We start from the raw sequence: 26,699 nt of genomic DNA, 5'->3' as shown, positions 1-26,699 counted from the left end.
GCGCGGTGTTTTTCGCCAGTGTGGCTTTTGTCACGAGGTGCGCCGTGATGCGTCCCCTCGTGGTTGCTCACCGGGGAGCGTCCCAGGCCGTGCCGCCAGGCAACACCATCGCCGCCTTCACCGAGGCCCGCCGGCTCGGAGCCGACTGGGTGGAGCTCGACGTCCGCCGCACCGCCGACGGGGCGCTGGCCGTGCACCACGACCCGCATCTGGCCGACGGCCGGGCCGTCGTCGAGCTGCTCGCCGCCGAGCTGCCCGACGACGTCCCCCGGCTCGACGCGGCCCTCGCGGCCTGCCGCGGCATGGGGGTGAACATCGAGATCAAGAACGCGCCGGGCGAGCCCGACTGGGACGAGGAACGTCGGGTGGCCGATGCCGTTGTGGCGGCGCTCGCGGGCATGGTCCTCGACGGTGTGCTGATCACCTCCTTCGACCCGGCATCGATCGCCCGGGTGCGCGACCTGGCCCCCGAGCTCCCGACCGGGCTGCTGGCGTTCGACCTCAGCAGCCCCGACCAGGTGGTAGCGACGGCCGCCGCCGGCGGCCATCAGGCGCTCAACCCGTGGGACCACTTCGTCACCGCCGAGCTCGTCGAGCGGGCGCACGCGGCGGGACTGGCCGTCAACGTCTGGACGGTCGACGATCCCGAACGCCTGGCCGAGCTGGTGGCCCTCGGCGTCGACGGGATCATCACCAACGTGCCGGATCGCCTCCGCGCCATCCTCGAGGCCGGCTGAGCGGGCCCGTGCCGGTTGCTACCGGGACCACCAGGTCGAGCACCCCGGGACAGTGGGTGAAGCGCAGCTCGGTGGTCTCGCCCAGGTAATCGCCGTCCACCTGGTAGGGGAACGGCCCGTGGCCGGTCACCCGCACCTCGGCCAGGTCGGTGCGGTAGTCGGTGTGGTGGCTCCGGCGTAGGTGCTCACCGGTGGCCAGTGCCGAGGCCGCCAGCCCGAGCAGGGGCACGAGCGCGAGGGTCCGGAAGGTGAGCATCACGAGGCCGCGGTCGAGCGTCGCCTCGGTACCGACCGTGAACGGGCGCCGGCCGAGGTAGGTGTAGGGGTTGGTGTTGAGACAGAGGGCGAAGTAGGCATCGTCGATGATCGTCCCGTCCGCGTGGTGTACCGCGAACCGCGGTCGGGAGCGGTCGTAGTGGCGGAGCCAGGTGTCGATCGCGCACCAGGCGAACCAGGCGTGGCTGGCCCAACGCTTCAGGAACTCGCGCTTTTCGACCTCGGCGACCACGGCCGCGTCGTAGCCCATGCCGACGTGGAAGAGGAAGTAGCGGCCGTTGACCGACCCGAGCCCCACTCGGCGGATGGAACGTCGGGCCAGGGCGTCGATGGTCGCCGCGGTGGCGTCCACCGGGTCGTCGGGGAGGCCCAGGGTGCGGGCGAAGACGTTGGTCGAGCCCCCTGGTAGCGCGGCGAGGGCGGTGCGGCTGCCGGCGAGTCCGTTCGCCGCTTCGTTCAGCGTGCCGTCGCCGCCCAGGACGACCACCAGCTCCACGCCGTCCGCCGCCGCGCCCTGCGCGAGCCGGGTGGCGTGGCCCCTACGGCTGGTCTCGGCGGTGGTGACGTCATGGTCGGCGGACAGCGCCTTCTGGATGACGACACGGGTGCGGGCGGTGACCGAAGAGGCGTTGGCGTTGACGATGAGCAGCACCCTCACCGTGTGCTGACGGTAGCAGCACCCCTCCCCATACGGATTTGGCCGGTTCCGCGGCTGGCACGCAGACTGTCGCCTATGAACGTTGTCGTCTGCGTCAAGCAGATCCCTGATCCGGCAGACCCGGGCCAGATGGATCCCGAAACCAAGACCCTGAAGCGAGACGGGAAGCTCATCCTCGACGAATCCGACTCCTACGGGGTCGAGATGGCTCTGCAACTGGTCGACGCGGCGGGTGGCGGCGAGGTCACGCTGGTGTCGATGGCGCCCAACAGCGAGACCGCGGGCCTGCGGACCGCCCTGGCGATGGGGGCGGCCAAGGCGATCCTGATCAGCGATCCCGCCCTCGCGGGCTCCGACGCCCTGGGCACGGCCAAGGTCCTGAGCGCGGCCATCAAGCGAGTGGAGGGCGCCGATCTCATCCTCACCGCCACCGAGTCCAGCGACGGCTACACGGGGACCGTCCCCGAGCAGATCGCCGGCCTGCTCGACCTGCCGTCGGTCACCTTCGCGAAGCACATCGAGATCGCAGACGGCAAGGTGAAGGTGCAGCGGCAGACCGATGCGGGCTACGACGAGGTCGAAGCACCGCTCCCAGCCGTGGTGTCGGTCACCGCGGGCGTGGTGGAGCCTCGCTACCCGTCCTTCAAGGGGATCATGGCCGCCAAGAGCAAGCCCGTCGACGAGGTGACGGTGGCCGACCTGGGGCTCGACGCCTCGCAGGTCGGCTGGGCCGGCGCTGGGCAGGAGATCACCTCGATCGAAGCCGCACCGGCGAGGGAGGCAGGCGAGAAGTACGTCGACGAAGGTGACGGCTTCGAGAAGATCATCCAGTACCTCGAGAACCTCAAGGTCATCTAGGAGGCCAGCGAACCATGACTCTGTCCACGATCTGGGTTTTCGCCGAGGCCTCCGATGGCAAGGTCTCGCCCACGACCCTCGAGCTGCTGACGAAGGCCCGTGAGCTGGCGGGCACGGTGGAGGCCGTCTACGCCGGCGGGGATGCCGAGGCCATCGCCGGCGAGCTCGGCAACTACGGCGCGACGAAGGTCTACACGACCGGTGACCTCGGCGGCGCGCTCCAGGGTGTCCCCGTCGCCGCGGCGATCGCCGCGCTCATCGAGGGGGGCGCCGCTCCCGCGGCCATCCTCTTCGGCACGAGCTACGACGGTCGCGACGTGGCCGGCCGGCTGTCGGCGAAGCTGGACAAGACCGTGATCACCAACAACGTCGACCTCGAGCTCGACGGCGATTCGATTGTGTGCACCGAGCCGGTCTTCGGCGGCACCACCAATGTGAAGACGAGGTTCACCGGTGGCCAGCCCTACCTCGTGCTGGTCCGGCCGAAGTCCTTCGCTGCCGAGCCTTCCGGCGGCGGCCCGGCCGCGGTGGAGACGATCGCGGTGCCCGACACGGGTGCCGCCGGCACGGCTCGCATCCTCAACCGCCACGTCGAGGAACGCGAGGGCCCGTCGCTGGACGAAGCGGACATCGTCGTGTCCGGTGGCCGGGGCCTGGGCGACCCCGAGAAGTACGCCATGATCGAGGAGCTGGCCAAGCTCCTCGGTGGCGCTCCCGGGGCGTCCCGGGCGATCGTCGACGCCGGCTGGGTCCCCTACTCGTATCAGGTGGGCCAGACGGGCAAGGTGGTCAAGCCGACCGTATACATCGCGGCCGGCATCTCCGGTGCGACCCAGCACATGGTGGGGATGAAGGGCTCCAAGAACATCATCGCCATCAACAAGGACGAGGAGGCACCGATCTTCTCGATCGCCGATCTCGGCATCGTGGGTGACGTGCACAAGGTGCTCCCTGCCCTGATCGACGCGCTCAAGTCCCGCTGAGCGCGCCCCGGGCCCGCGTCGCGGCCGTGCGCTTCCTCAGCCCAGGTGATGGCTGAGGAAGCGCACGATCTCGCCCCCGAACGAAGGGTCGGCCAGCGCGGTGGTGTGGTCCCCGGCGAGGCATCGCCCCTCGCCAGCGGGCAGCCGGTGCGCGAGGGTGAAGGGGTCCCCGGCCAGGTGATCGTCGGCACCGGCGATGACCAGGGCGGGCACCGCCAGCGCGGCCAGGTCGAACGGGTCTCGCCCGCGTCCGCGGGTGAGGGCCGCCAGCGCGGCTCGGTTCGCTCCGGTGGCATCGGCCCACTCCCGGAAGCCGCGAGCCTCGGGATCCTCGATCTCGTCAGGGTCGTCGATCTCCATCGCTCGGGCCAGGGCCTCGCCGTCGGTGGAGTGGTCGGTGGTGTGGATGTCGCGCTCGCCGATGCCCCCCAGCACCACCGCGACCACCCGCGGCTCGCCGGGCGTGGCGCGCAGCGCCACGAGGGAGCCCAGCGAGTACCCGACCAGGCCGCAACGGTCGATCCCGAGATGGTCCAGCAGGGCCCGCACGTCGTCCACGAACCGCTCGTCGCGGTAGGCCTCCGGCTCGATCGGCTTGGCGGAGCGCCCGTGCCCCCGCAGGTCGAGCGCGATGGTACGGAAGCCTCCGGCGCGCAACGCGGGCCCGATCCCGGTCCACTCCCAGTTCATCTCGCCATCAGCGGTGAGGCCGTGCAGCAGCACCACTGCTGGACCGTCGCCGTCGTCCCGGTAGAAGAGTGGTAGCCCGTCTGGTGAGGTGAGCACCGGCATCCGGAGAGGTCTAGCGCGTCTGCGAAGATCGAGGGGTGAGGTGGCGCAACTGGGCGGGGAACCAAGCGTGCGAGCCGGCGGCGATCGAGCGTCCCCACCATGAGGACCAGCTCCGGTCGATCGTGCGCCGCGCCGCGAGCGCGGGGCGGACGGTTCGGGTGGTGGGTGCAGGGCACTCGTTCACACCCCTGGTGTGCACCGACGACCTCCTCGTCGACCTCCGGGACTACGCGGCAGTACGAGCGGTGGATGCCGAGCGCTGCACCGTCACCGTCCAGGCGGGGATCCCGCTGTGGCGCCTCAACCAGGAGCTGGCGGTCCACGGGCTCGCGCTCGAGAACCTGGGCGACATCGCCTACCAGTCGGTCGCCGGCGCCACCCAGACCGCGACCCATGGCACGGGTGCCCGGTTCCGCAACCTGTCCAGCGCCATCATCGGCATGCGGCTCGTCGACGGCCGCGGTGAGGTCGTCGCCTGCGATCGGGACACGGAGCCGGAGATCCTCGAGGTGGCCCGCGTGGGCCTCGGGGCGGTCGGGCTCGTCTCGGAGGTGACGTTGCAGTGCGTGCGGGCGTTCAACCTCCACGCCGTCGAGGGAGCGGAGCCCGTCGACGCGCTGCTCGAGCGGCTCGACGACGAGGTCGACGGCCACGATCACTTCGAGTTCTTCTGGATCCCCAACACCCGCTGGGCACTCACCAAGCGCAACCAGCGCACCGACGAGCCCGTGCGACCGCGACCGCACTGGCGGGCATGGCGGGACGACGTGCTCTACGACAACGTGCTGTTCGGCGCGATGTGCCGTATCGGAGCGTGGCGGAACCATCTCATCCCGAAGGTGGCGAAACGGCTGCCGTCGAAGGGATCGGCGGACTACGTGGACGTCAGCTACCGCGTGTTCACCAGCCCGCGCCTGGTGCGGTTCTACGAGATGGAGTACGCCATTCCCCGATCGACGGTCGTGGATGCGCTCCGACGCGTGCGCGCCCACGTCGGGCAGCTCGGTATGCAGATCAGCTTCCCGGTCGAGGTGCGATTCGTCGCCGCCGACGACATCCCGCTCAGCACCGCGTACGGGCGCGACAGCGCCTACGTCGCGGTGCACGTCTATCGCGGGACTCCCTACGACGACTACTTCCGGGGCGTCGAGCGCATCATGGACGACTACGGCGGCCGCCCCCACTGGGGCAAGCTGCATTTCCAGACCGCGTCGTCGCTCGCGCCCCGCTACCCGCGATGGGACCAGTTCCAGCAGGTTCGCACCCGCTTGGACCCCGGTGGCGTGTTCACCACCCCGTATGTCGAGCGGGTCCTCGGACCCGTCGGCGGTTGACCCCCCCGAACTGTTCAGCGATGCGCGGGTTTCGGGCGCGTGTGGGTGAACAGTTCGGGGGCGGGGGCGGGGGCGGTGGCGGGGGTCAGGCTGCGTCGGTCGCTGCCACCGCCCAGGCCAGGCCCTCGAGGGGGTCCTCGACCGCCAGGTGGAACCGCCATCCGGTGTCGGGCTCCCACGCATCCCACACGAACCAGCGCAGCTCCGCGGCCGCGGCCCCCAGCTCGTCGGGTGGCAGCGGCCAGTCCTCGACCAGGCCGGCCACCGAGGCCAGAGCCCACCAGGCGTCGAAGCGGCCACGGGCCATGCCGCGCCGGCGCCCATGTGCACCGCCCGAGGCCGCGACCCAGGCCATCCACGCCAGGGCTTCCGCCCCGCTGAGCTCCGCCAGGCGGGCCCGCGGGGGCCCGAGCGCAGCGATGGCGCAGCGGGCGTCACCGCGCACCGCGACCACCTCCGATCGCCCGTTCGACTCCGCGGTCCATGCCCGGGTGAGCTCGGCGAGGGCATGGATCGTCTCCTGGTCCTCGACCCGCTCGACCGCCAGGCTCGGCGCGGGCAGCACGACCGGATGACGGTCCGGCAGGGGCGGTGGGGGGAAGTGCGCCTCGTGCGCGAGGTATTCGGCCACGGGGTAGCTGGGCTCCCACGGCTGCAGGGCGAGCGGGAGGTCGATGACCTGGCGGTCGATGCGGTCGTCGCCGGTGAGGTCCTCGCCACGGACCACCCGCTCGTGTGCGGTCATCGCCCGGGTCGGGCCATCGGGCAGGTGGTCGGCCAGCTCCGCCCACCGGTGGGTCGATGCCGCCACCTCGGTCAGGGGGCCGAGCGAGAGGTGGCCGGCGCCCGGCACCACCACCCGGGCGGCGATCGGGCCCGGTGCTTCCAATGCCAGCCGGTACTCGCCGTGTGAGGCCGCGGGCCACAACTGCTTGCCCCGCTCGAGCGCCGCTCGGCAGCGGTCCCGCACGTCGAGCACCCCGTCCCAGTCGGCCGCCCAGCACAAGCGGTCGATGTGGCGCACCAGCTCGTCGAGGTCGCCCAGCTCGACCAGCTCCTCGTTGACCGACCGCCCGGTGCCCATGCCGCTATCGAGTTTCAAACCAGCGGCCAGGGGTAGCGGCGACCCGTGGGGTCGGTCGGGAACGTCCCGGCGTCGAGCAGAGCGCGGGCGCGGGCGACCACCGCCTCGCGCTCGTGGAGGTCGAGCAGCCGATCGAGGCTGGCGGGCAGCCCGTGGTCGACCAGCGTTGCCAGGCTGTCGACGACCGAGGCGGGCAGCGGCTCGCCGGCGAACTCCCAGATCACCGTGCGCAGCTTGAACTCCCGGTGGAACGACAGCCCGTTGTCGATGGCCCAGACCTTGCCGTTCCGGTCGAGTAGGCAGTGCCCGCTCTTGCGGTCGGTGTTGTTGGCGATCACGTCGAACGCGCAGATGGTGCGGAGCTGGTCGTGCAGCGCCCGATCGTCGTAGAGGGTGAAGTAGTGCTGCTCGAGCTCCGCGTCGATGAACTCCTGCAGCGACCCCTCACCTAGCGGCGCGTCCTCGACCTCGACCGTGAAGGGAACGATGCCCCAGCTGAGCGCCTCGGACAGCTCGTAGGCCGCGACCTCCCTGCGGTAGAGCTTCCGCGGGAAGTCCCACAGCGGGCGCTCGCCACGCAGCGGCTTGTACACCGCGTCGCACCCGGCACCCTCCAGGCACACTCGGGCCAGGAACGTGGCGTTGCTGCTCCAGGGCAGGCGGCCGCGCACCTCGATCGTGCCCCGTCGCAGGATCTCGTGCCGCTCGGGGAGCATGTCTTGCGTTCTACCGGCTCGAGTGCCCATTGCTGCGGGGGCATACGTGCCCACTTGGGTCCATCGGCCGGCCGCAGATGACGCATCGTGGCCGGCCGGCCCGAACGACCTCGACCGCTCGACGGATGAAGCCGTTGACCTGGGCGCGGGTGACGTGGAACCGGGCGCTCGCCGGCTCCCCCTCGGGCTCGCCGGTGTCTTCGTCGAGGGCCACGAGCTCCTCGGCCACGATGAGCACCCGGTCCGAGCTCTCGTCGTAGGCCACCGCCAGCGCCCCCACCGTCCATGCCGGGGTGAGAGGCTCGACCAGGTCGGCCTCGGTGGGGGACACGGGATCGGTCGGGGGGAGATCCGCGAGGATGCCCGCCAGGTACTCCGCCAGCGCGGCCACCTGCTGCTTCTCCACTCGGAGGGTCACCACCTCGTCGTCCTCGACCGCCTGGAGGAAGAACACGCGTTGGCCGGGCTCACCGATCGCGCCGGTGGCGAAGCGATCGGGATGCAGGTCGTACGAAGCGTTCATGAGCGTGCCAGCTGGCCGAGGTCGTCGCCGGTCGAGTTGGTGGTCAGCACCGTCGGCCCACCGCTGCCGTACCAGACGGCGGTGACCGAGCAGGGTGAGATGACGACGCGCTGGAACAGGTCCAGGTGGGAGCCCACGGCGTGGGCCACCGCAGCCTTGATCGGGTCAGCGTGGGAGACCGCCACGATCGCCTCGCCGGGGTGAGCCGCTACGAGGCGCTGGACCGTGCCCACCATGCGGGCCTGCATCTCGAGGAACGACTCCCCGCCGGGGAACCGGAAGCCGCTCGGATGGCGTTGCACCACCCGCCACTCGGGTAGCCGGCGCAGTTCCTTGAGCTGGCGACCGGTCCAGGCTCCGAAGTCGCACTCGAGCAAGCCCCGCTCGACGCGCACCGGCAGCCCCAGCATCCGGGCGATCGGCTTGGCGGTCTCACGGGTGCGCTCCAGCGGCGACGCATAGACCGCCGCGACCTTGCGGACCGTGGCCAGGCGCCGGGCCACCTGCTCGGCCTGCTCGCGGCCCTGCTCGGAGAGCCGCAGGCCTCTCGCTCGGCCGGGGAGGACATCACCGGTGGTGGGGGTGAGCCCGTGGCGCACGAACAGCACCAGGGTGGCGGCAGGAGCGGTTCTCGTTCTGGCCATGCGTGCCGGACAACCTACCCGTGCGGGGCGGCCGACCGACGGCCCGCACGGCGCCGCGCCGTAGTCTGCCGTGCGTGAGCACCGGCGACTCGCTCGAACGCCTCGAAGCGGAGGTGGTGAGCTGCCGGGCCTGCCCCCGCCTGGTCACCTACCGCGAGCAGGTGGGCGCGACCAAGCGCGCCGCGTATCGCGACCAGGACTATTGGGCCCGCCCCGTGCCCGGTTTCGGCGACCCCCGGGCGCGGGTGCTGGTGGTCGGCCTGGCGCCAGCGGCCCACGGTGGCAACCGCACCGGCCGCATGTTCACCGGCGATCGCAGCGGGGACTGGCTGTACCGGGCGCTGTACCGAGCCGGGCTCGCCAACCAGCCGGTGAGCGCCGGCCGTGACGACGGTCTGCGTCTGCTAGGGGCGTACGTGACCGCGGCCGTTCGCTGCGCCCCGCCCGGGAACAAGCCCACCCCCGAGGAGCGGGACCGCTGCGCGCCGTTCCTGCGGCGAGAGTTGTCCTTGCTCCGCCACGTCCGGGTGTTCGTGGCTCTCGGGCAGTTCGCCTACCAGACGTTGTGCCGGGAGCTCGCGCTGCGCCCCCGGCCGGCGTTCGCCCACGGGCGGGAGGTCGCCCTCGCGGACGGTCGCACGGTCCTGTGCTCGTACCACCCCAGCCAGCAGAACACCTTCACCGGGCGGCTCACGGAGGCGATGCTCGACGAGGTCTTCGCCCGGGCCGCATCCCTCGCGGCGTCCCCTGGCGGGGCAGGTTGTTCGACCTATTGCGGGTGAGACGCGCGGATCATTTGGGGCCCGAATGAGCCGGACGGCTCAGGTCGGAACGAGCGGGATCTGCGATGTCTGTGTCGTGCAGCGAGTGACGAGCGATCCGGTGACGGGCCCCGTGTTCAGAGGCCCACGCGGTCTCTGGCAGGCGCTCGCGGCGGCGCTGGCCGGCCCCGACCTCGGGGAGCGCAGCGAGCGGGAGACCGCCCATCTCGCCTACCTCGCCCGGCTCGGCGAGGGGTCACCGCCGGCGGGGCTCTCGCCCGCGTCGCGGGGAGCCGAGGTCATCGCGCTCGACGACTACCGCAACCTGCGCCGCTCGGCCTGAGCGCCGGGGCGGGATGGTGGATCGCCCGACCAGGCGACTACCGTGACCGCCGGTTCCTGTCCCGACCCAAAGGACGCTCGACCGGATGTTCCGACTTCACCGGCGCTGGCGCGCCCTCGGCGCCTTGGCCCTGGCCTTCTCGCTCGCCGCGTGCGCGCACCCGAGCAACACACCGACCGCCTACGACGACGTGACCCGGGAGAACTTCATCGAGGGCTGCACCGGGATCTACGAGGTGGGCGGTACCACCAGCACGATCGCTGGCGGCTCGAGCAGGCCGGTCTGCGAGTGTGCCTACACGTGGATCTCCGAGAACGTGCCGTTCGACCAGTTCCAGGAGATCGACACCAAGGGGGGTGAGGACGCGGCCGCGGCGGACGTCCTTCCGCGTGAGGTGGTGGACGGCATCCGCCAGGCGTGCCCCGGCTGGGGGGAAGCGGCGGCCACCCCACCGACCACCGCGGGGTCGGGCCCCACGACCTCGGTGCCGCAGTAGCCCGCGGGACGCGGGGCCGGTCCCACCCGGCCCGCGTGTCCGCTCACCCGCTGGTCGCGACTGGCTTCTTCGGCTCCGGGAGCCCCACCCGGACCGCTGGCTCGGCCCAGGCGGGCCAACGCTCGCGGCTCTTGACCGCCAGCTTGCGCATCAGGGCGATGGCCCCGGGGTCGCTGTCGCCCGGGCGGGCCTCGATCGAGCCGTCGGCGATCATCCGGGTGATGATCTCCCGGCCCAGCTCGGTGCGCACGATGGTGAGTGTCCAGTCGTTGTGCTCGCCGATGCCACCGCAGGAGATGTCCGCGTGCTCGGCCGCGAAGTCGGGGCAGTGGTTGCACCCTTCACGGGTCCAGGCGTGGCACTCCTTGAGGTTGATCTCGTGGTAGTCGCCGTTGCGCATCCAGATCTGGAACACGCCCTTGATGTTCATCTTCGCGATGTCCCGCTTGTCGAGCCCGTACTTGGCCCAGAACAGCTCCTCGAAGATCGCGTCGTCGAAGGTCTTGGAGCACAGCAACCCGATGTTGAACACGATGGGCTTGCTGATCTTGCCGGCCTTGCGATGCCACATCACCGGTGGGACCGACGACTGGCAGCTCATGCCGACCAGAGCCAGCTTGGTCAGTCCTCGCTCGAGTGCCTGGTCGATGGCGAGCGTGTTGGCCGAGTAGGTGTACCGGCTGCCGGCTGAAGCGAGCACCTCGTCCCGGTTCGTGGCCACCCCGGGGATGGCCTTCCAGTCGCCGGCCTCGCCGTCGAGGAACGACGTGAGCGCGCCCTCGATGTAGCCCTCGTCCATCGCCCAGATCAAGATGGCGGAGACCAGCCCGCCGTCCTGGCCCATGCGGTGCACCATCTCGTCGGTGGCGCGGGTGAGGAGGATGTCCGAGTAGATGCCCGCCACCTCCTCGGGGCCGCGATCGTGGCCGAAGAGGTGCTCGTTCGCCTCCGGTTCCCAGGCGCGGAACCGGGGGCAGGCCCGGGTGCAGGTCGTGCAGCCCTTCTGCCCGTGGATGCAATCGCTCGGGCCCAGCTCGTCCTCGAGGTGGAAGGGCCGGTACCCGCCCTGGGCGTGGTCGTATCCGATGACGTCGTGGGGGCAGGAGACCACGCAACCAGCGCAGCCGGTGCACAGGCCCGAGGTGATGACCTCCTCGTAGAGCTCTTTCCATTGGAACGACCATCGCTGCTTCGTCGCCGAGGCGGCCGCGGGCTCCGTGGTGGTCATGGTTCGGGAGGCTAGCGAACGAGTCGTTCGCCCACGCGATCCGCAGGTGCGTGTGCTGTGATGTCCGGCATGGCCGGTCGCCCGTCGCTCACGCGGTACGCGTGGCTGTCGGTCGCCGCCGCGCTGATCACCATGGGCATGAAGGCACTGGCCTACGCCCTCACCGGTTCGGTGGGTCTCCTGTCGGATGCGCTGGAGTCGACGGTCAACCTTGTGGCGGCGCTGGTAGCGCTGGTGGCCCTGCGGGTCGCGGCCCGACCGCCCGACGAGCGCCACGCCTACGGCCATGCCAAGGCCGAGTACTTCTCGGCGGCGATCGAGGGGGGAATGATCCTGGTGGCCGCGGGCACGATCGTGTACGCCGCGGTTCAGCGTCTGGTGCGTCCGGTGGAGCTGGAGCGCGTGGGGATCGGCCTCGCGGTGTCGGTGGCGGCGGCACTGGTGAACCTGGCGGTGGCGATGGTGTTGCTGCGGGCGGGCCGCCGCCACCGCTCGATCACCCTCGAGGCCGACGGCAAGCATCTGATGACCGACGTGTGGACCTCGGCGGGGGTGGTCGTGGCGGTCGGGGCGGTCGCGCTGACCGGATGGCTGCGGCTCGACCCCGTCATCGCCATCGCCGTGGCCGCCAACGTCATGGTGGCCGGGTGGTCGCTCGTGCGGCGCTCGGCGCTGGGGCTCATGGACGTCGCCGTGCCGGCGGAGGAGCGGGCGGCGATCGACGCCGTGCTGGCGTCGTACTCGGGCCCGTCGGTGCAGTTCCACGCGGTGCGCACCCGGCAGGCCGGTCCGCGCTCGTTCCTGTCGTTCCACCTGCTGGTACCCGGAGCCTGGTCGGTGCAGCAGGCCCACGACCTCGCCGAGCGGGTGGAGGCGGACCTCCACCGGGTGCTCCCCGGGCTGACGATCGAGGCGCACGTGGAACCGCTCGAGGATCCCCGCTCCTTCGCCGACGAGGATCTCGACCGGGTAGCCGTCCCCCCGTCGGCCCGGCCCGGATCTGACGCCCCGTCATCGACTCGCCTCTGACTTGACCGGGAAGTCAAGATACGGGCATGGACCTGACCTACCCGCCCGAAGCCGAAGACTTCCGCAAGGAGATCCGAGCGTGGCTGGAGGACAACCTGCCTGACGGCTGGTTCGAGCCGGGCTTCGAGCTCTCACCGGAGGAGAAGGTGCAGTTCCAGAAGGAATGGACCGCCAAGCTGTACGAGGGCGGGTGGATCTGCGCGAGCTGGCCCAAGGAGTATGGGGGCAAGGGCCTGTCCACCATGGAAGCGGTGGTGCTGGCGGAGGAGTTCCACAAGGCGAACGCCCCCATGCGCGCCGACTTCTTCGGCGACACCCTCGTGGGGCCCACGATCCTGCAGTGGGGTACGGAGGAACAGAAGAAGGAGTTCCTGCCCAAGATCCTCAAGGGCGAGATCGCCTGGTGCCAGGGGTTCAGCGAGCCCGACGCCGGCTCGGACCTGGCGTCGCTCAAGACCACCGCCGAGCTCGACGGCGACGAGTGGGTGATCAACGGCCAGAAGATCTGGACGACGCAGGGCTTCATCGCCGACTACATCTTCGTGCTCTGCCGCACCGACCGGGAGGCTCCCAAGCACAAGGGCATCTCCTACCTGCTGTGCCCCATGCGCCAGGAGGGCATCGAGGTCCGCCCGATCGAGCAGATCGACGGGTCGGCGGAGTTCTGCGAGGTGTTCTTCACCAACGCCCGCTGCCCGAAGGAGAACGTGGTCGGGGGCGTGAACAACGGGTGGAACGTGGCCATGACCACGTTGGGCTTCGAGCGTGGCACCTCCGCCACGACCGGCTATCGCCGTTTCGAGAAGGAGCTCGAGGCCATCATCGACAAGGCTCGCGAGAACGGCCGGAACCGTGATCCGCTGGTGCGCCAGGCACTGGCCAAGGCGTGGTCGAAGGTGCAGATCATGCGCATCAACGGCCTGCGCACCCTGACCGCGGTCGTGCAGGACCGCAAGGACTTCGGGGTCGCCGCGCTCGGCGCCACGAACAAGATGTTCTGGAGCGAGTACCACCAAGAGGTGATGAACCTCGCCATCGACATCCTCGGTCCTGAGGGCCAGATCCTCACCGGTGATCCCTCGAGGGAGGAGGCGGTCCCCGGCTACGGGGCTCGGCGCACCAGCGCCCGCTATCCGGCATCGGTGTTGCAGTCGTCCTTCTTCTTCAGCCGGTCGGAGACGATCTGGGGTGGCACGAGCCAGATCCAGCGCAACATCGTCGGCGAGCGGGTGCTCGGGCTTCCCAAGGAGCCCAAAGCGGTCTCGGCCTGAGCGCTCCCGTGGACGAGGCGGCGGCCCGTGCCCTGGCGGAGCGGGCCCGGGTGGCCCGCCTGGCGACGCTCACCGCCACGGGACGGGTGGAGGTGGTGCCCATCACCTTCGCCTTCGAGCGGGGTCGTGTGGTGACTGCCGTCGACCACAAGCCGAAGACCACGACGAACCTCAAGCGGCTGGCGAACGTCCGGGCCAACCCCGAGGTCGGTCTGCTGTTCGACCACTACGACGACGGGGACTGGTCGTCGCTGTGGTGGGTGCGGATCCGAGGGCTCGCTCAGGTGATCGACCGCCGTCAGGACGCCGGCGCGCACGGCCGGGCGGTCGACGCGCTGGTGGCGAAGTACCCGCAGTACCGGGAGCAGCGCCCGGAGGGCCCGGCCATCGTGATCGAGCCGGTGCGCTGGCAGTGGTGGTCGGCCCGTTGAGGGTTGGTCCTCCGCGGGCCGGGCCGCGCTCAGCGGGGGTGTAGGGGAGCGGGCAGCTCCTCGGGGTCGAGGTCGGGGTCGAGGCCGAGCGCGATGCTGTCGCCGACCTCGGCGACTCCCTGGGCCAGCTCGTGCTCGGCCCGCTCGAGGGTCGACTCGCTTTCCTCGGCCAGCTTGCCGACGTGGACGGTGTCGCGCAGCGGCACCTCCCGCAGGAACCAGGCCACCACGAACCCGACCACCAGGACCGGGATCGCCCAGACGAACACGGCGTGGATCCCTCGAGACAGCGCCTCTACCACCGCCTCAGCGATCGGTGCGGGCAGGGTGTGGATGCGCTCGGGGCTGTTGAGCAACCCGGCCATCGCTCCCGGGTCGCCGGTGGGGAGGTCCGGGGGGAGCAGCGCGGGCAGCTCTCGGGAGACGGTGGTGCTGAGGATGGCGCCGAAGATGGCCACCCCGAACGAGCCGCCCATCTGGCGGAAGAACGTCGAAGCAGAGGTGGCCACGCCCAGGTCGCGGAACTCCACATCGTTCTGCACCGCCAGGATCAGCACCTGCATCACCATGCCGATGCCGACGCCGAGCACCAGCATCGACAGCGAGGACTGCCATCGTGGGGTGCCGACGTCCATCAGGCTGAGCAGGACCATGCCGATCGCGCTGACTGCCATGCCGGTGATGGGCCAGGCGCGGTAGCGACCGGTGCGGGCGATCACCCGCCCGGACGCGATCGAGGTGGCCATGATGCCGGCCATCAGCGGCAGCAACAGCAACCCGGACATGGTCGCCGAGGCGCCGGTGACCGCCTGCAGGAACAGCGGCAGGTACGCGATGCCGCCGTACATGGCTGCGCCGATCAGCAGCGCCAGCAGGGTCGTGACCCGGAAGACGTCGCTGCGGAACAGGCGCATCGGCAGGATGGGTTCGCTGGCCCGCAGCTCCCAGAGCACGAACAGCGTGAGCAGGATCACCCCCGCTGCGGCGAGCCCCACGATGGTCGCCGACCCCCACGGGTGCTCCTTGCCACCCCACACCGCCACGAGCAGCAGGCAGGTCACGCCGGCCACGACCAACAGCGCGCCGAGGAGGTCGATGCGGTGCTCGCGGCGGGGGAACGGCAGGCGCAGCACGGCGGAGGTGACCACCAGGGCGACGAGCCCGAGGGGCAGGTTGATGTAGAAGATCCACCGCCAGGTGAGGTGGTCGACGAAGAACCCGCCGATGAGCGGCCCGATCACGCTCGCCAGGGCGAACACCGAGCCCAGGTAACCCGTGTAACGGCCTCGTTCGCGCGGCGAGAGGATGTCGCCGACGATGGCGAAGGCCATGGCCATCAGGCCCCCGCCGCCGATGCCCTGCACGCCGCGGAACACGATGAGCTGGGTCATGTTCTGGGAGAGGCCCGCCAGCACGGAGCCGGCGAGGAATATCACGATGGCTGCCTGGAACACGATCCGGCGCCCGTAGAGGTCGCTGATCTTGCCGTACAGGAGGGTGCTGGTGGTGGAGGTGAGCAGGTAGGCGGTGACCACCCAGGAGAGGTGATCGAGCCCGCCGAGCTCACCGACGATGGTGGGCAGCGCGGTGGCGACGATGGTCCCGTCGAGCGCGGCGAGGAGCATGCCGGTGCCCAGACCGAGGAAGACGAGGAGGATCTGGCGATGGCTGAGACGGTTGTCGTTCGTGGCAGGTGCGTCGGCGGCCAAGACGTGTGCTCCCGGCGAAGGTTATTTGTAGACTGCAAGAAAAGTTCTTGTAGTCTACAAGTGATGCTTCCGCCCAGCGCAACTTCCTCCCCCGCGGCCCGTGCCCGTCGCGCTCCCGGGCGGCAGCGGCGTGCCGTGCCGCCGCTCGGTCCCGAGAGCCCCGAAGCGCGCATCGGGGTCTCCTGGCGCGAGTTGCGGCGGGGTGCGTCGATGCAGTCCATGAGGGACCGTCTCTACGGTGACCTGCTCGAGCCCGCCCAGGTCGACGCCCTCGACGTGGTACAGGCCGGCGCCAGGCGGATGAGCGAGCTGGCCGAAGCCCTGCGGGTCGATGCCTCCACCGCCACCCGCACGGTCGATCGGCTGGTGGAGGCCGGGCTGCTCCGCCGCAGGTCGGCACCCGACGACGGCCGGGTGGTCGTGGTGGAGCTGACCGCCGCGGGCCGCCGGCTCCACGAGCGGCTCTCGAAGCGGCGCCGGGCCATGTTGCTGACGGTCCTGGAGGGCTTCGAGCCGGCCGAGCGCGCCCAGCTGGCCGACCTACTGGAGCGGCTGGTGCGGGGCGTCGACCGCTACGTCTCCCAGTTGTGACTGAGGTCACGGATTCTGAGCTGGCGGGTCGCCATCGCCGCTCGCCGGGCTCCGGTTAGCCTCGTCCGGTCATGTCCGGTCCTCCCATCCCCGCCGGGGACGGCGAACGCGCGCAGCCCCGCCGGAGCTGGCGGCAGCATCTCCTGCTCGGCTCGGGCGTCGCGGTCGTCGTCGCCCTCCTCGCTGGCGTCGTCGTGGTCGGCTACGTCTGGTGGCGCTTCAGCCAGATCCAGCGGGAGGACCTGGCGGTGGCCGATGCGGGGGACCGGGAGCCCAAGAACTACCTGGTGGTGGGTTCCGACTCCCGCGAGGTCGTCGACCAGAACGCCCCCGATGCCAGCGCGTTCATCGGCGACGGCAGCGAGAGCAGCGGCCGGCGCAGCGACACCATCATGATCGTGCGGGTCGATCCCACGGCCGGCACCATCGACATGGTGTCGTTCCCCAGGGATCTGTGGCTGCCGATCGCCCGCACCGACGGGCGGGAGCGCATCAACACCGCCTACGGCTACGACGACGGCCCGCAGCGGCTGATCGACACCATCCACCAGAACTTCGGGATCGAGATCAACCACTACATCGAGGTCGACTTCCGCAGCTTCAAAGGGGTGGTGGAAGCGGTCGGCGGGGTGCCGATGTACTTCGACCGGCCGATGCGTGACCGGAACTCCGGTCTGTACGTCGACGAGCCCGGGTGCGTGAAGCTCGACGGCGAGCAGGCACTCGCGTTCTCGCGTGCGCGGCACCTGGAGTACCAGGATGCCCGCGGGCGATGGCTCGACGATCCGACCGGAGACCTCGGCCGCATCAGCCGCCAGCAGGTCTTCATGCGGCGCCTCGTGGACCGGGCCGCGTCAGCCACGAACGGCTACGACCTCAAGACGATGAACCAGCTCCTGTCGTCGATCGCGCCGAACCTCAAAGTCGACAAGGGCCTGGAGACGGGCAAGCTGCTCAACCTGTCCAAGCAGTTCAAGGAGTTCGGCGGCGACCAGCTCCGCACCCACACCCTGCCCGTCGAGCAGTTCACCACTGCTGGCGGTGCGGCGGTGGTGCGTCTCGACGAGGTGGCCGCCGAGCCTATCCTCGACATCTTCCGGGGTGGTAGCGGCCGGTCATCGGAGCGGGTGTCGTTGGTGGTGCAGAACGGCAGCGGGGTGTCCGGCCAGGCCGGCCAGGCGAGCAGGGCGCTCGAGGCGCTCGGTTTCAGTGTGGTGTCCACGGGGGACGCGCCGTCCCGGGTACGGCACACCACCGTCCGCTACGCGCCGGGATCCGAGGTCCCCGCCACCGAGATCGCCCGGGTGCTCGCCAACGGAGCCGCTCTGCAGGAGGACGCCGGGCTGGATCCGGGAGAGGTCGTCGTGATCACCGGCAGCGACTTCAAGGTGTCCGGCACGACGACGGCCACCGCCGCGGGATCCACCGCCGCTGGATCCGGAGGCCCGAACGCCGGGAGCTCGACGGGCACCTCGCTCGCGGGGTCCGCGACCGCGACCGCCGTCCCGCCCGAGCCGGAGCCCGTCGGGGTGGTCCCGGGTGAGCCACCGGATGGCGTGAGCTGCAGCTGATCTGGTCGTACCATCGTGGCGGCTCGCAGCCGCACGAAGGGGGAGGGACCGATCGCCGATCGCGTTGCACACCCGATCAGCCGTCGGGCGTTCCTGGTGGGGGCGATGGCCGCAGGCTCCATGGCGTGTTCCGGTGGGTCTTCCGGGACGGCGGGGGGTGCGGGTTCCACGACGACCGTGGGCAGGGCGGCTGCGCCGCCACCGCCGCTGCCGCGCTCCCCGTTCAGCTTGGGGGTGGCCTCCGGTGATCCCACGCCTGACGGGGTGGTCCTGTGGACCCGCCTCGCGCCGGATCCGCTGCGGGGCGGGGGCATGCCGTCGCTGGACGTGGACGTCGAATGGGAGGTGGGCACCGACGAGACGTTCGACGAGGTGATCGCCCGCGGGGTGGCGACGGCAACGCCCCACGACGGCCATGCCCTGCACGTGGAGGTCTCGGGGCTGGAGCCCGACCGGTGGTACGCCTACCGCTTCCGGGTGGGCGAGCACACCAGCCCCGCCGGCCGGACCCGCACCGCTCCCGCGGCCGAGGACTCGCCGGATCGCCTTCGGCTGGCGGTCACCAACTGCCAGGACCTCCAGGGGGGCTACTACATCGCCCACCGCGACATCGCCGTGCAGGGCTTCGACGCGGTGCTCTTCCTCGGTGACTACATCTACGAGGTGCCGGGTGTCGACGATCCCGACCAGGCCCTCGCGGAGCGCAAGTACCTCGGGGCCCGCTTCCCGGAGTCGCTGGAGGAGTACCGGGCCCGGTACGCCCGGGCGCGGTTGGACCCCGACCTGCAGGCTGCGCACGCGTCGTGCCCGTGGATCGTGACCTTCGACGATCACGAGGTCATCAACAACTATGCGGGTGGCGACGGCGCCCTCGGCGGCACCGGTCCGACCTTCGCCGCCCGCCGGGCCGCGGCCTACCGGGCGTGGTGGGAGCACATGCCCGTCCGCACCCCGCCGCCCGAGGGTGACACGGTGCGCGTCCACCGGGATGTTCGGTGGGGAGACCTCGCGCACCTCTTCGTGATCGAGACCCGCCAGGAGGCCGACGTGCCGCCCTGCCGGGCCACCTCGACCTTCGACCAGGGGCCGGGCTGCCCGGAGCGCCTGGAGCCCGGGCGAAGCGCCCTGGGTGCCGAGCAGCGGGAGTGGCTGTTCGACGGGTTGGTGCGGAGCGAGGCGATCTGGACGGTGCTCGGCAACCCGGTCCTGTTGGCCGGTCTCGACGTCTCCGACCCCGGGGAGCAGCCTGAGTACTTCCTCGAGGTCTGGGACGGCTACCCAGCCGAGCGCCGGGCCCTCGTGGAGCGCCTGGCTGATCCGCGGGTGCCGAGCCCGGTGGTGCTCACCGGCGATTACCACGCGGCCTTCGTCAACGTGGTCAAGCCCGATCCGTGGGACCCCGCCTCGCCCGTGGCAGCCCCCGAACTGCTCGCCACGTCGGTCAGCTCGGGGCTCGACGTCCACGACTACCGGGCGAAGAACCCTCAGGTGCAGTGGTTCGACGGCAGCCACCATGGCTATCTCGATACGGAGATCGGGCGCGACCGGATCGTGGCCCGCTTCCGTGGCATCGCCGACGTCAAGGACCCGAGCTCGCCGGTGTCCACGGTGGCGACCTTCGAGGTCACCCCCGGCAAGCCCCCACGGGTCGAGCGGGTCTGAGCGGGCGCGCCGGCCCACGCCCGGCCGCGCTCGCGAGCCACCGGATCCCCGCTGCCATACTGGGCTCGTGCTCGTCGGGGGGGAAGGGATGCCGGAGCGTTCGCCCGGCCACGTGGAGGGTGAGCCGATCGGCCGAGCGGGAGGTCGTTCCGCTGCTCGACGGCTGTTCAGCTTCGTCGTCGTGCTGGCCGGCGTGGCGGCGATCGCCGTTGTCGGCACCTGGTGGTGGTTGCGGGCCAGCACCCCTTCGGTCGAGGTCTCGATGGCGGTGCCCGACGCGCCGAGGCTGATCGCCACCCGGCCGGGCCAGACGGTCTACCGGATCGACGCCACCCGTTCCTCGGTCACCTACGAGGTCGAGGAGATCCTCGCCGGGAAGAGCAACACGGCGAGAGGCTCGACCAGCGGCGTGGCGGGCGACATCTTGGTCGACCGGGCAGATCCCTCGGCCTCGCAGCTCGGCGAGGTGGTCATCAACGTCGAGCAGCTCACGAGCGACCAGTCCCTGCGCGACGACCGGATCCGGCACGACTTCCTGGAATCGAGCGAGTACCCGCTCGCCCACCTGCGAGCGTCACGGATCGACGGGCTGCCCGCCCGGATCAGCGAAGGGGCGAGGTATCCCCTGCGGATCGAGGCCGACCTCGAGGTCAAGGGGGTGAGCAAGCCGATCGTGCTCGACGCCGAGGCCGGCATCGAAGGTGACGACGTGGTGGTCAACGCCCGCACCACCGTGCAGCTGGCGGACTGGGGGATCGGGCCGATCAGCCTCGGTCCGCTGGCGCGGACCGGCCGGGACGCCACCCTGATCATCGACGTGCGGGCGATCGACGAAGCGAAGGGCCTGCCGTACCAGCCGGGCTCAGGCGCGAACGGGCGGTTCGCGGAGTTGGTGATGGGCTCGGACCCGTCGTTCGCCGCGACGGTGCAACCGATCCTCGAGCGCAATTGCGCGACCTGCCACAACCCCGGTCAGGCCGGGGAGTCCGCCTGGCGGCTCGACACGGCAGCGGACGTCGCCAAGCACGCGGACAGCATCGACAAGGTCGTGGAGTCCCGGTACATGCCACCCTGGCCGGCGTCTCCGGTCGGGGTGCCGCTCATGCATGAGCGGCGGCTCAGCGACGCCGAGATCGGAGTGATCGCCCGATGGGCGCGAGCAGGTGGTCCTCTCGACGTCGACCCCTCGACCCCGATCCGGCCGCCGGCGGACGATCTGGAGCAGACCTTCAGCATCCGCCACGATCGGGTCCTGGCACCGCCGGAGCCGTATCAGGGCTCGACCGGTCTGACCAACGACTACCGGTGCTTCGCCTACGACCCGCAGGTGCAGGAGCGGACCTGGGTGACCGGCTTCGAGTTCCTCCCCGACCAACTCCCGGTGGTCCACCACGCCCTCGTGTTCAAGGTGTCGGCATCGCTGCGGTCGCAGGTCGAGGCGCTCGACACCGCGGACGCCGGTGCGGGCTGGCACTGCTTCTTCGGGACCGCCGGTCCGGGTGGGGAGCAGAGCCCCACGGGCCGGACGAGAGGCTCGGAGCTGATCGCCGGGTGGGTGCCGGGGCAACGCCCGAACAGGTTGCCGGAGGGATCGGGCATCAAGCTGGCGCCGGGCGACTTCTTCGTGGTCCAGGTGCACTACCACTTCGCCCACGAGGCGCCGCCGGACCGCTCCCAGCTGGCGCTCGAGATGCAGGCCGGCGGTGTGCTGGATGAGATCGTGACCAACACCTACCTGGCTCCTGCCGAGATCCCGTGTCGGTCCGGGGAGAAGGCGCCGCTGTGCGATCGCAACGCGGCCATCGACGAGCTGACCCGGCAGTTCGGGCCGGCCGCGAGTGCCATCCCCGACGGGTTGATCATGCTGTGCCGGCGGAGCCTGGCGGAGCTCGCGGTCCTCGACGCGGACGGGGTCGCCCGCTCGGGCTGTGACCACCGGGTGGTCACGCCGGGGGAGATCGTCGGGGTCCTCGGGCACGAGCACCAGATCGGGCGCACCTTCCGGATGACCCTCAACCCGGGCACGCCGGACGAGAAGGTCCTGCTCGACATCCCGAGCTGGGATTTCAACTGGCAGCTGGTCTACCGACCCCGGGACCGGATCGATCTGAAACCCACCGACGTGGTGCGGGTCGAGTGCTCCTGGGACCGAGACCTCATCACCTCACCGGTTCCCCGGTACGTGACCTGGGCCGAGGGTACCGAGGACGAGATGTGCTACTCGACCATCTCGGTCCGGGTCCGCCGCGGCGGGTAGCGACCGATCCAGGACCCGGGATCACCGCTGCCGGAAGCGGGCCACATACCCAATGGGGTATGGCGAACAATGTGCTATGATACCCCCCGGGGTAGCTAGATCGGCTGTGCCCCGGGAGGACCGAGCATGCACGCCCACGTCACCTGGACCGCCACGCTGGCCGGACGATGTGCTCGGGTGGGGTGTTCGGGCGCCGGTATCCACCGACCGCGGCTCGCGGCCGCAGGGTCGAGGTGGCGGCGATGAACCTGCGACCCCTGCTCGTCTCGCCGCTCGGGTTCCTCATCGGGATCTCGCTCGGCGCCCTGGGCGGTGGGGGTTCCATCCTGGCGGTACCGATGCTGGTGTACGCGGCGGGGGAGAGCCCCCAGGTGGCGACCACCACCTCGTTGATCGTCGTCGGGTCGGCCGCCCTACTGGGCATGCTCGCCCACCATCGAGCGGGACGGGTGCGGATCGTGCCCGGGGTGGTGTTCGGTCTCGCCGGGATCGGCGGATCGATGCTCGGGACCGCCCTGAACCGGGCCGCGGACGCTGACGTCCTGCTGCTGGCGTTCGCCGGCCTGATGCTCGTGGTGGCCTGGCGCATGTGGTCGAGTACCGCGGGCTCCCCGGGCCGCCGTGTCGATCGGGATCCTGACCCACCCGCGGTCCCCCGACGCGGCACCTCCAGCGCCGGCGGGGTGCTCGTCGGTGCCCGGGTGGAGCCGGGCCAGGTGCTCGTCACCGCGGCCAAGGTCCTCCTCGCGGGGACGATCGTCGGGTTCGTCACCGGCTTCTTCGGGGTCGGTGGGGGCTTCGTGGTCGTGCCCGCTCTGGTGCTGGCTCTCGGCTTCGACATGCCCGATGCGGTCGGCACCTCGTTGCTGGTGATCTTCATCAACGCCGCGGTGGCGCTCGCCGGGCGGCTGGGCGCCACCTCGATCGACTGGGCGGCCGCTGTGCCCTTCACCGTCGCCGCGCTCGTCGGTGCATCGGTCGGCAAGTCCGTCGCTGACCGCCTGCCGACCGTCACCCTCGTGCGCTGGTTCGTGGGGGTGCTGGTCGCGCTCGCCGCCTACGTCATCCTCACCGCCGGTGTGGCGGTCCTGTCTGGCTAGCGGGTGCCGGTGGGGTCGCAGCGAACCGATCGACCTCCTCCGTGGAGGCCTCCTGGCCTCGGCGCTACTCGACCCGCTCGAACTGCCGGACCGCGACCGCGAGGAAGATGCCGCCGAGCACCGCGACGAGCAGCAGCTGCAGCCAGACGGGCACCGGCCAGCCGAACCAGGTCATCGGGGGGTTGAGTGCCGCCTTGGCGGCGGCCGGGGCGTCGAGGCGCTGGAACACCGCGTTGCGCACCGGCCACACCGCATAGGTGATGGGGTTGAGGTGGGTGAGCACGTTCAACCATGCGGGCAGCCCCGAGAGCGGGTAGAGCGCGCCGGACAGGAACGACATGGGCAGCAGGAGCATCTGCATGATCCCCATGATCGACTGCATCTGCTGGACCCGGGCGGAGATCACCAGCCCGAGAGCGGTGAGCATGAACGACAGCAGCAGCAGCATGCCGATGAGCTCGACCACCAGCAGTGGGGTGATCGGGGCGCCGACCACGGGACCGAGCACGAGCACGAGGCACCCCTGCAGCGTCGCCACCACCGCACCGCCGAGCGCCTTGCCGATGATGATCGAGCTGCGCCGGACGGGGGCCACGAGCATCTCGCGCAGGAAGCCGAACTCCCGATCCCAGACGATCGACATGGCCGAGAACATGGCGGTGAACAGCGTCGAGGTGGCCAGCACGCCGGGCCACATGAAGGTCCGCAGGTTGATGCCACCGGTGGACGACCCGGTGAGCGACGACAGGCCGGTCCCGAGGACGAACAGGAACAGTACCGGCTGGACCAGCGCCGAGATCATGCGGGTGCGGTCCTGACCGAACCGGATGAGCTCCCGCTGGAGCACCACCTTCACGGCCCGCACGTCCTGGCTGAAGCCGGCCTCCGCGACCCGGACCCCGAGGACCTGTGGGACGGGTGTTGCGCCCGCCTCGGGGCCCACTCGGACGGCTGGTGTCTGCTCTGCCATGTTCACCTTCGACCCCATGGCCCGATCCGCATGTTGTCGGCGGGGGTTGCCTCGGCATCGCGGATCGTTCGCCCCGTGTAGCTCAGGAACACGTCGTCGAGCGAGGGCCGGGCCACGTGCACCGAGCGGATCGACAGGCCCGGCTCGGCGAACAGGCGGGGCACGAAGGCCTCCCCTCCCGCCACCGCGAAGGTGACGAGATCGTCGTGGATGGCCGCCTCGATGTCGAAGCGCCCGGCGAGCAGCTCGATCGCGGCCTGCGGGTCCTCGGTGCCGATCTGGATCCGGTCGGTGCCCACCGACGCTTTCAGGGCTTCCGGCGTGTCGAGGGCCACGATGCGGCCCGCGTCCATGATGGCGATGCGGTCGCAGTGCTCGGCTTCGTCCATGTAGTGGGTGGTCAGGAAGATCGTGATGTCCTCCTGCCGGCGGAGCTGGTGGATGTAGTCCCAGATCGAGGCCCGGGTCTGCGGGTCGAGGCCCACCGTCGGTTCGTCGAGGAACAGCACCCGCGGGGAGTGCATCAGCCCCCGGGCGATCTCGAGCCGGCGCTTCATGCCACCGGAGAAGGTGAGCACCTTGTCGCGCCGCCGCTCCCACAGGCCCACCATCTCGAGGACCTGCTGGAGCCGCGGCCCGATCACCTCCCGGGGCAGCCCGTACAGCTCGGCATGGAACCGGAGGTTCTGCTCGGCGCTCAGGTAGGTGTCGAGGGTCGTGTCCTGGAACACCAGACCGATGTGCCGGCGGACCTCCCCACGGTCGGTGACCACGTCGTGACCGGCCACCCGAGCGTGTCCACCGGTCGGCTCCGCCAGCGTGCAGAGGATCTTGATGGTGGTGGACTTGCCGGCACCGTTGGGCCCCAGGAACCCGAAGGTCTCGCCGGTGCCCACGTCGAGGTCGATGCCGTCGACCGCCCGGATCGACCCATAGGACTTCTCGAGCCCGCGGACGAGCACCGCCGAGCGGCCGGCGTCATCGGGGGTGGGGAGGGCCGTGCCGGCCGGCCGGTCGTGGGGACTGCGTCGGGGCGCGGTCATCGGTTGCTCTGGGCCGTGTCGGCGCGATGCGGGACGGGCGGTGCCATCTGAGAGCTCCTGCCGATCAGATCGTTGGTTCACCAAACGATGAGATATCAGAACTCTAGCAAGGGTGGGGGCTACGCTGGCTCCGTGGGGCGCGAGCGGTCCCGATCGGGCGAGACGGATGCCAAGGCCGGCGCGGTGGTCGACCAGCTCACGTCGCTGACGCGCCTCGTGGGCCTGTTCCGCAGGGAGTTCGCCACCCGGGTGCTGGCCGAGGACTGGGTCGTCGAGTCGGGGGTGCGCCCTCCCACCTACGGGTTGTTGCGCGTGGTCGCCCACCGGGGCCCGATCTCCCAGCGTGAGGTGAGCGAGCTGATCGGGGTCCACCCCACCGATCTGGTGGAGGTCATCGACCGCGCCGAACAGGCAGGTTGGGTGCGGCGGGACCGGGATCCCGCCGACCGTCGCCGGCACCAGCTCACCCTCACCGATCGGGGCCGTGCAGCGCTCTGCCGCTACGACGCCATCGCCGCTGAAGCGGAGGACGCGGTGCTCGCGCCGCTCACCCCCACCGAGCGCGAGCGGCTCAGAGCCCTGGTGGCCAAGGTGGTCGACGCCCACGGCGAGCGGAGCTGATCCGCCCGCCGGCTCGAAGCGCGCCAGACCGGTCGTATCCCCGTTGGCGGGGCGGACGGCAGGATGCAGGCGCCCCGTCTGGCAGTCGTGAGTTCGGCCTGTCGGCCCTTGAGGTGATATCGTTAGATATCACCTGGAGGTGGAGATGACGGACATCTTGATCAGGGACGTGCCCGAGGAGGTCGTGGCGGCGATCGATGCCAAGGCGAAGCGATTGGGGCTCTCGCGAACCGAGTATCTGCGGAGGGCACTCGAGCGAGAACGTGTCCAGGATGAGGGAGCCGTCACGGTCGAGCAGCTCGAGCGGGTGGCTTCGTTGGCCCGCGATCTGGATGACCCCGAAGTCATGTCGGGCGCTTGGTCGTGACAGGCTGGCTGATCGACAAGTCGGCCATCGTTCGGCTGCACCTCGCGTCGAATGCAGGGGAGTGGGCGAATCGGATCGAGCGCGGTCTGGTGCGGATCTCGACGGTGACCCGTTTGGAGGTCGGCTACTCCGCCCGGTCGGCGTCCGACCATCGGTCGCTTCTGGGCGCGCCGCCGATCGCATCGATGCCTGTCGAATACCTGACGCCGAGGATCGAGGACCGCGCGGTCGAGGTGCAGGCCGTGCTGGCCGAGCGCGGCCAGCACCGGGCCCCGTCAGTACCCGACCTGTTGATCGCCGCGACGGCCGAGTTCGCCGATCTCACCGTGCTGCATGCCGACGAGGACTTCGAGCTGATCGCCGGCATCACCGGTCAGCGCGCGGAGCGGCTCGACACCACCTGAGGTGCGGAACCTCCGTGGTGGCCGTACGACGATCGGGAGCGCGGCCCGGTCGTGAACGAGAACCGGGAGGTCAGCCCGTGTCTCGAGCGCCCTCGGCAGGATTCGAACCTGCGCACACGGCTCCGGAGGCCGATGCTCTATCCCCTGAGCTACGAGGGCGGGAACCTGGATCGTAGCGGTGCCACGTGGCGTGGCTGCAACGGCTTCGAAGGAGCCGAGAGGCCACCGCTACGATCGCCC

At 70.6% G+C, this 26,699-nt stretch carries 28 protein-coding genes and 1 tRNA gene; 18 read left to right on the top strand and 11 right to left on the bottom strand.

Annotation, left to right across the window (positions count from 1 at the left end; genetic code table 11):
* The first annotated feature begins 47 nt into the window (after positions 1–47).
* The gene (locus tag HZF19_RS02495; protein WP_208027161.1) at positions 48–737 is read left to right on the top strand and encodes a glycerophosphodiester phosphodiesterase; all 690 of its coding nucleotides are present in this window, start codon (positions 48–50) and stop codon (positions 735–737) included.
* Here the strand turns inward: HZF19_RS02495 and HZF19_RS02490 are convergent.
* Complete coding sequence (locus tag HZF19_RS02490) at positions 691–1,671, bottom strand: diacylglycerol/lipid kinase family protein (RefSeq protein ID WP_208027160.1); 981 nt, start codon at positions 1,669–1,671, stop codon at positions 691–693. The genes HZF19_RS02495 and HZF19_RS02490 overlap by 47 nt on opposite strands.
* A gap of 75 nt (positions 1,672–1,746) precedes the next feature.
* On the opposite strand from HZF19_RS02490, the gene HZF19_RS02485 reads away from it, so the two are divergent.
* On the top strand, positions 1,747–2,529 hold the full coding sequence (locus tag HZF19_RS02485; protein WP_208027159.1) for an electron transfer flavoprotein subunit beta/FixA family protein: 783 nt from the start codon (positions 1,747–1,749) through the stop codon (positions 2,527–2,529).
* Between the two features lie 14 nt (positions 2,530–2,543).
* Positions 2,544–3,512, top strand: coding sequence for an electron transfer flavoprotein subunit alpha/FixB family protein (locus HZF19_RS02480; RefSeq protein ID WP_208027158.1), 969 nt, complete (start codon positions 2,544–2,546; stop codon positions 3,510–3,512).
* A gap of 36 nt (positions 3,513–3,548) precedes the next feature.
* Here the strand turns inward: HZF19_RS02480 and HZF19_RS02475 are convergent, their stop codons facing one another.
* Positions 3,549–4,304: an alpha/beta fold hydrolase gene (locus HZF19_RS02475; RefSeq protein ID WP_208027157.1), complete on the bottom strand. Its 756-nt coding sequence runs from the start codon at positions 4,302–4,304 to the stop codon at positions 3,549–3,551.
* 35 nt (positions 4,305–4,339) lie between these two features.
* On the opposite strand from HZF19_RS02475, the gene HZF19_RS02470 reads away from it, so the two are divergent.
* Positions 4,340–5,638: a D-arabinono-1,4-lactone oxidase gene (locus tag HZF19_RS02470; RefSeq protein WP_208027156.1), complete on the top strand. Its 1,299-nt coding sequence runs from the start codon at positions 4,340–4,342 to the stop codon at positions 5,636–5,638.
* A gap of 85 nt (positions 5,639–5,723) precedes the next feature.
* On the opposite strand, the gene HZF19_RS02465 is transcribed toward HZF19_RS02470, so the two are convergent.
* From HZF19_RS02465 to HZF19_RS02450, 4 genes are read right to left on the bottom strand one after another with little or no spacing between them, the layout of a single operon-like run.
* The gene (locus HZF19_RS02465) at positions 5,724–6,722 is read right to left on the bottom strand and encodes a DUF6183 family protein (RefSeq protein ID WP_208027155.1); all 999 of its coding nucleotides are present in this window, start codon (positions 6,720–6,722) and stop codon (positions 5,724–5,726) included.
* 14 nt (positions 6,723–6,736) lie between these two features.
* Positions 6,737–7,438 (bottom strand): SCO1664 family protein, encoded by a 702-nt coding sequence (locus tag HZF19_RS02460; protein WP_208027154.1) that lies wholly within the window; start codon positions 7,436–7,438, stop codon positions 6,737–6,739.
* A 10-nt stretch (positions 7,439–7,448) separates the two neighbouring features.
* The gene (locus HZF19_RS02455) at positions 7,449–7,961 is read right to left on the bottom strand and encodes a DUF3090 domain-containing protein (RefSeq protein WP_208027153.1); all 513 of its coding nucleotides are present in this window, start codon (positions 7,959–7,961) and stop codon (positions 7,449–7,451) included.
* The gene (locus HZF19_RS02450) at positions 7,958–8,605 is read right to left on the bottom strand and encodes an MSMEG_4193 family putative phosphomutase (RefSeq protein WP_208027152.1); all 648 of its coding nucleotides are present in this window, start codon (positions 8,603–8,605) and stop codon (positions 7,958–7,960) included. The genes HZF19_RS02455 and HZF19_RS02450 overlap by 4 nt, the downstream gene beginning before the upstream one ends.
* Before the next feature lie 74 nt (positions 8,606–8,679).
* Here HZF19_RS02450 and HZF19_RS02445 point away from each other — a divergent pair, with 74 nt between their 5' ends.
* The 3 genes from HZF19_RS02445 (at position 8,680) to HZF19_RS02435 (ending at position 10,205) form a co-directional block, all read left to right on the top strand.
* The gene (locus HZF19_RS02445) at positions 8,680–9,387 is read left to right on the top strand and encodes a uracil-DNA glycosylase (RefSeq protein WP_208027151.1); all 708 of its coding nucleotides are present in this window, start codon (positions 8,680–8,682) and stop codon (positions 9,385–9,387) included.
* Between the two features lie 100 nt (positions 9,388–9,487).
* Entirely contained in the window at positions 9,488–9,709 is a 222-nt protein-coding gene (locus tag HZF19_RS02440; RefSeq protein WP_208027150.1) for a hypothetical protein, read from the top strand.
* Between the two features lie 85 nt (positions 9,710–9,794).
* Positions 9,795–10,205, top strand: coding sequence for a hypothetical protein (locus HZF19_RS02435; protein WP_208027149.1), 411 nt, complete (start codon positions 9,795–9,797; stop codon positions 10,203–10,205).
* Positions 10,206–10,248: 43 nt separating this feature from the next.
* Here HZF19_RS02435 and HZF19_RS02430 read toward each other — a convergent pair whose 3' ends face one another.
* On the bottom strand, positions 10,249–11,433 hold the full coding sequence (locus HZF19_RS02430; protein ID WP_208027148.1) for a Coenzyme F420 hydrogenase/dehydrogenase, beta subunit C-terminal domain: 1,185 nt from the start codon (positions 11,431–11,433) through the stop codon (positions 10,249–10,251).
* A gap of 69 nt (positions 11,434–11,502) precedes the next feature.
* Here HZF19_RS02430 and HZF19_RS02425 point away from each other — a divergent pair, with 69 nt between their 5' ends.
* From HZF19_RS02425 to HZF19_RS02415, 3 genes are read left to right on the top strand one after another with little or no spacing between them, the layout of a single operon-like run.
* Positions 11,503–12,462: a cation diffusion facilitator family transporter gene (locus tag HZF19_RS02425; RefSeq protein ID WP_208027147.1), complete on the top strand. Its 960-nt coding sequence runs from the start codon at positions 11,503–11,505 to the stop codon at positions 12,460–12,462.
* A gap of 26 nt (positions 12,463–12,488) precedes the next feature.
* Positions 12,489–13,733: an acyl-CoA dehydrogenase family protein gene (locus tag HZF19_RS02420; RefSeq protein WP_208027146.1), complete on the top strand. Its 1,245-nt coding sequence runs from the start codon at positions 12,489–12,491 to the stop codon at positions 13,731–13,733.
* 8 nt (positions 13,734–13,741) lie between these two features.
* Entirely contained in the window at positions 13,742–14,164 is a 423-nt protein-coding gene (locus tag HZF19_RS02415; RefSeq protein WP_208027145.1) for a TIGR03668 family PPOX class F420-dependent oxidoreductase, read from the top strand.
* 29 nt (positions 14,165–14,193) lie between these two features.
* Here the strand turns inward: HZF19_RS02415 and HZF19_RS02410 are convergent, their stop codons facing one another.
* Complete coding sequence (locus tag HZF19_RS02410; protein ID WP_208027144.1) at positions 14,194–15,873, bottom strand: MDR family MFS transporter; 1,680 nt, start codon at positions 15,871–15,873, stop codon at positions 14,194–14,196.
* Positions 15,874–16,083: 210 nt separating this feature from the next.
* On the opposite strand from HZF19_RS02410, the gene HZF19_RS02405 reads away from it, so the two are divergent.
* The 5 genes from HZF19_RS02405 (at position 16,084) to HZF19_RS02385 (ending at position 23,054) form a co-directional block, all read left to right on the top strand.
* Complete coding sequence (locus HZF19_RS02405) at positions 16,084–16,464, top strand: MarR family winged helix-turn-helix transcriptional regulator (RefSeq protein ID WP_208027143.1); 381 nt, start codon at positions 16,084–16,086, stop codon at positions 16,462–16,464.
* A 71-nt stretch (positions 16,465–16,535) separates the two neighbouring features.
* Entirely contained in the window at positions 16,536–18,035 is a 1,500-nt protein-coding gene (locus tag HZF19_RS02400) for an LCP family protein (protein ID WP_208027142.1), read from the top strand.
* A 177-nt stretch (positions 18,036–18,212) separates the two neighbouring features.
* Positions 18,213–19,697 carry an alkaline phosphatase D family protein gene (locus HZF19_RS02395; RefSeq protein ID WP_208027141.1) on the top strand — a complete coding sequence of 495 codons (1,485 nt, stop codon included), beginning with the start codon at positions 18,213–18,215 and terminating at the stop codon, positions 19,695–19,697.
* A 67-nt stretch (positions 19,698–19,764) separates the two neighbouring features.
* Positions 19,765–21,954 carry a YceI family protein gene (locus HZF19_RS02390; RefSeq protein WP_208027140.1) on the top strand — a complete coding sequence of 730 codons (2,190 nt, stop codon included), beginning with the start codon at positions 19,765–19,767 and terminating at the stop codon, positions 21,952–21,954.
* 242 nt (positions 21,955–22,196) lie between these two features.
* Positions 22,197–23,054: a sulfite exporter TauE/SafE family protein gene (locus tag HZF19_RS02385; protein WP_208027139.1), complete on the top strand. Its 858-nt coding sequence runs from the start codon at positions 22,197–22,199 to the stop codon at positions 23,052–23,054.
* Positions 23,055–23,118: 64 nt separating this feature from the next.
* Here HZF19_RS02385 and HZF19_RS02380 read toward each other — a convergent pair whose 3' ends face one another.
* A complete protein-coding gene (locus HZF19_RS02380; RefSeq protein ID WP_208027138.1) occupies positions 23,119–24,024 on the bottom strand; it encodes an ABC transporter permease in 906 nt (301 codons plus the stop codon).
* Positions 24,025–24,026: 2 nt separating this feature from the next.
* A complete protein-coding gene (locus HZF19_RS02375) occupies positions 24,027–25,067 on the bottom strand; it encodes an ATP-binding cassette domain-containing protein (RefSeq protein ID WP_208027137.1) in 1,041 nt (346 codons plus the stop codon).
* Between the two features lie 132 nt (positions 25,068–25,199).
* On the opposite strand from HZF19_RS02375, the gene HZF19_RS02370 reads away from it, so the two are divergent.
* The 3 genes from HZF19_RS02370 (at position 25,200) to HZF19_RS02360 (ending at position 26,459) form a co-directional block, all read left to right on the top strand.
* Positions 25,200–25,688 (top strand): MarR family winged helix-turn-helix transcriptional regulator, encoded by a 489-nt coding sequence (locus HZF19_RS02370; protein WP_208027136.1) that lies wholly within the window; start codon positions 25,200–25,202, stop codon positions 25,686–25,688.
* 145 nt (positions 25,689–25,833) lie between these two features.
* Positions 25,834–26,055: a type II toxin-antitoxin system VapB family antitoxin gene (gene vapB / locus HZF19_RS17050; RefSeq protein ID WP_208027135.1), complete on the top strand. Its 222-nt coding sequence runs from the start codon at positions 25,834–25,836 to the stop codon at positions 26,053–26,055.
* Positions 26,046–26,459, top strand: a complete 414-nt coding sequence (locus HZF19_RS02360) for a PIN domain nuclease (RefSeq protein ID WP_235979172.1) — start codon at positions 26,046–26,048, stop codon at positions 26,457–26,459. Before vapB ends, HZF19_RS02360 begins: the two co-directional genes overlap by 10 nt.
* Before the next feature lie 87 nt (positions 26,460–26,546).
* Here HZF19_RS02360 and HZF19_RS02355 read toward each other — a convergent pair.
* Positions 26,547–26,618: transfer RNA gene (locus HZF19_RS02355), tRNA-Arg, on the bottom strand.
* Positions 26,619–26,699 lie beyond the last annotated feature (81 nt).

Source organism: Rhabdothermincola sediminis (assembly GCF_014805525.1).
GTDB lineage: Bacteria > Actinomycetota > Acidimicrobiia > Acidimicrobiales > Acidimicrobilacustridaceae > Rhabdothermincola > Rhabdothermincola sediminis.
This window is presented reverse-complemented; position numbering and strand designations above follow the sequence as displayed.

Coding starts and splice junctions, on each gene's coding strand:
- HZF19_RS02455 (WP_208027153.1), bottom strand. CDS start 7,961: ATGAACGCTTCGTACGACCTGCATCCCGATCGCTTCGCCACCGGCGCG.
- HZF19_RS02375 (WP_208027137.1), bottom strand. CDS start 25,067: ATGACCGCGCCCCGACGCAGTCCCCACGACCGGCCGGCCGGCACGGCC.
- HZF19_RS02480 (WP_208027158.1), top strand. CDS start 2,544: ATGACTCTGTCCACGATCTGGGTTTTCGCCGAGGCCTCCGATGGCAAG.
- HZF19_RS02450 (WP_208027152.1), bottom strand. CDS start 8,605: ATGGCCAGAACGAGAACCGCTCCTGCCGCCACCCTGGTGCTGTTCGTG.
- HZF19_RS02465 (WP_208027155.1), bottom strand. CDS start 6,722: ATGGGCACCGGGCGGTCGGTCAACGAGGAGCTGGTCGAGCTGGGCGAC.
- HZF19_RS02460 (WP_208027154.1), bottom strand. CDS start 7,438: ATGCTCCCCGAGCGGCACGAGATCCTGCGACGGGGCACGATCGAGGTG.
- vapB (WP_208027135.1), top strand. CDS start 25,834: ATGACGGACATCTTGATCAGGGACGTGCCCGAGGAGGTCGTGGCGGCG.
- HZF19_RS02475 (WP_208027157.1), bottom strand. CDS start 4,304: ATGCCGGTGCTCACCTCACCAGACGGGCTACCACTCTTCTACCGGGAC.
- HZF19_RS02425 (WP_208027147.1), top strand. CDS start 11,503: ATGGCCGGTCGCCCGTCGCTCACGCGGTACGCGTGGCTGTCGGTCGCC.
- HZF19_RS02385 (WP_208027139.1), top strand. CDS start 22,197: ATGAACCTGCGACCCCTGCTCGTCTCGCCGCTCGGGTTCCTCATCGGG.
- HZF19_RS02485 (WP_208027159.1), top strand. CDS start 1,747: ATGAACGTTGTCGTCTGCGTCAAGCAGATCCCTGATCCGGCAGACCCG.
- HZF19_RS02495 (WP_208027161.1), top strand. CDS start 48: ATGCGTCCCCTCGTGGTTGCTCACCGGGGAGCGTCCCAGGCCGTGCCG.
- HZF19_RS02405 (WP_208027143.1), top strand. CDS start 16,084: ATGCAGTCCATGAGGGACCGTCTCTACGGTGACCTGCTCGAGCCCGCC.
- HZF19_RS02420 (WP_208027146.1), top strand. CDS start 12,489: ATGGACCTGACCTACCCGCCCGAAGCCGAAGACTTCCGCAAGGAGATC.
- HZF19_RS02400 (WP_208027142.1), top strand. CDS start 16,536: ATGTCCGGTCCTCCCATCCCCGCCGGGGACGGCGAACGCGCGCAGCCC.
- HZF19_RS02435 (WP_208027149.1), top strand. CDS start 9,795: ATGTTCCGACTTCACCGGCGCTGGCGCGCCCTCGGCGCCTTGGCCCTG.
- HZF19_RS02430 (WP_208027148.1), bottom strand. CDS start 11,433: ATGACCACCACGGAGCCCGCGGCCGCCTCGGCGACGAAGCAGCGATGG.
- HZF19_RS02380 (WP_208027138.1), bottom strand. CDS start 24,024: ATGGCAGAGCAGACACCAGCCGTCCGAGTGGGCCCCGAGGCGGGCGCA.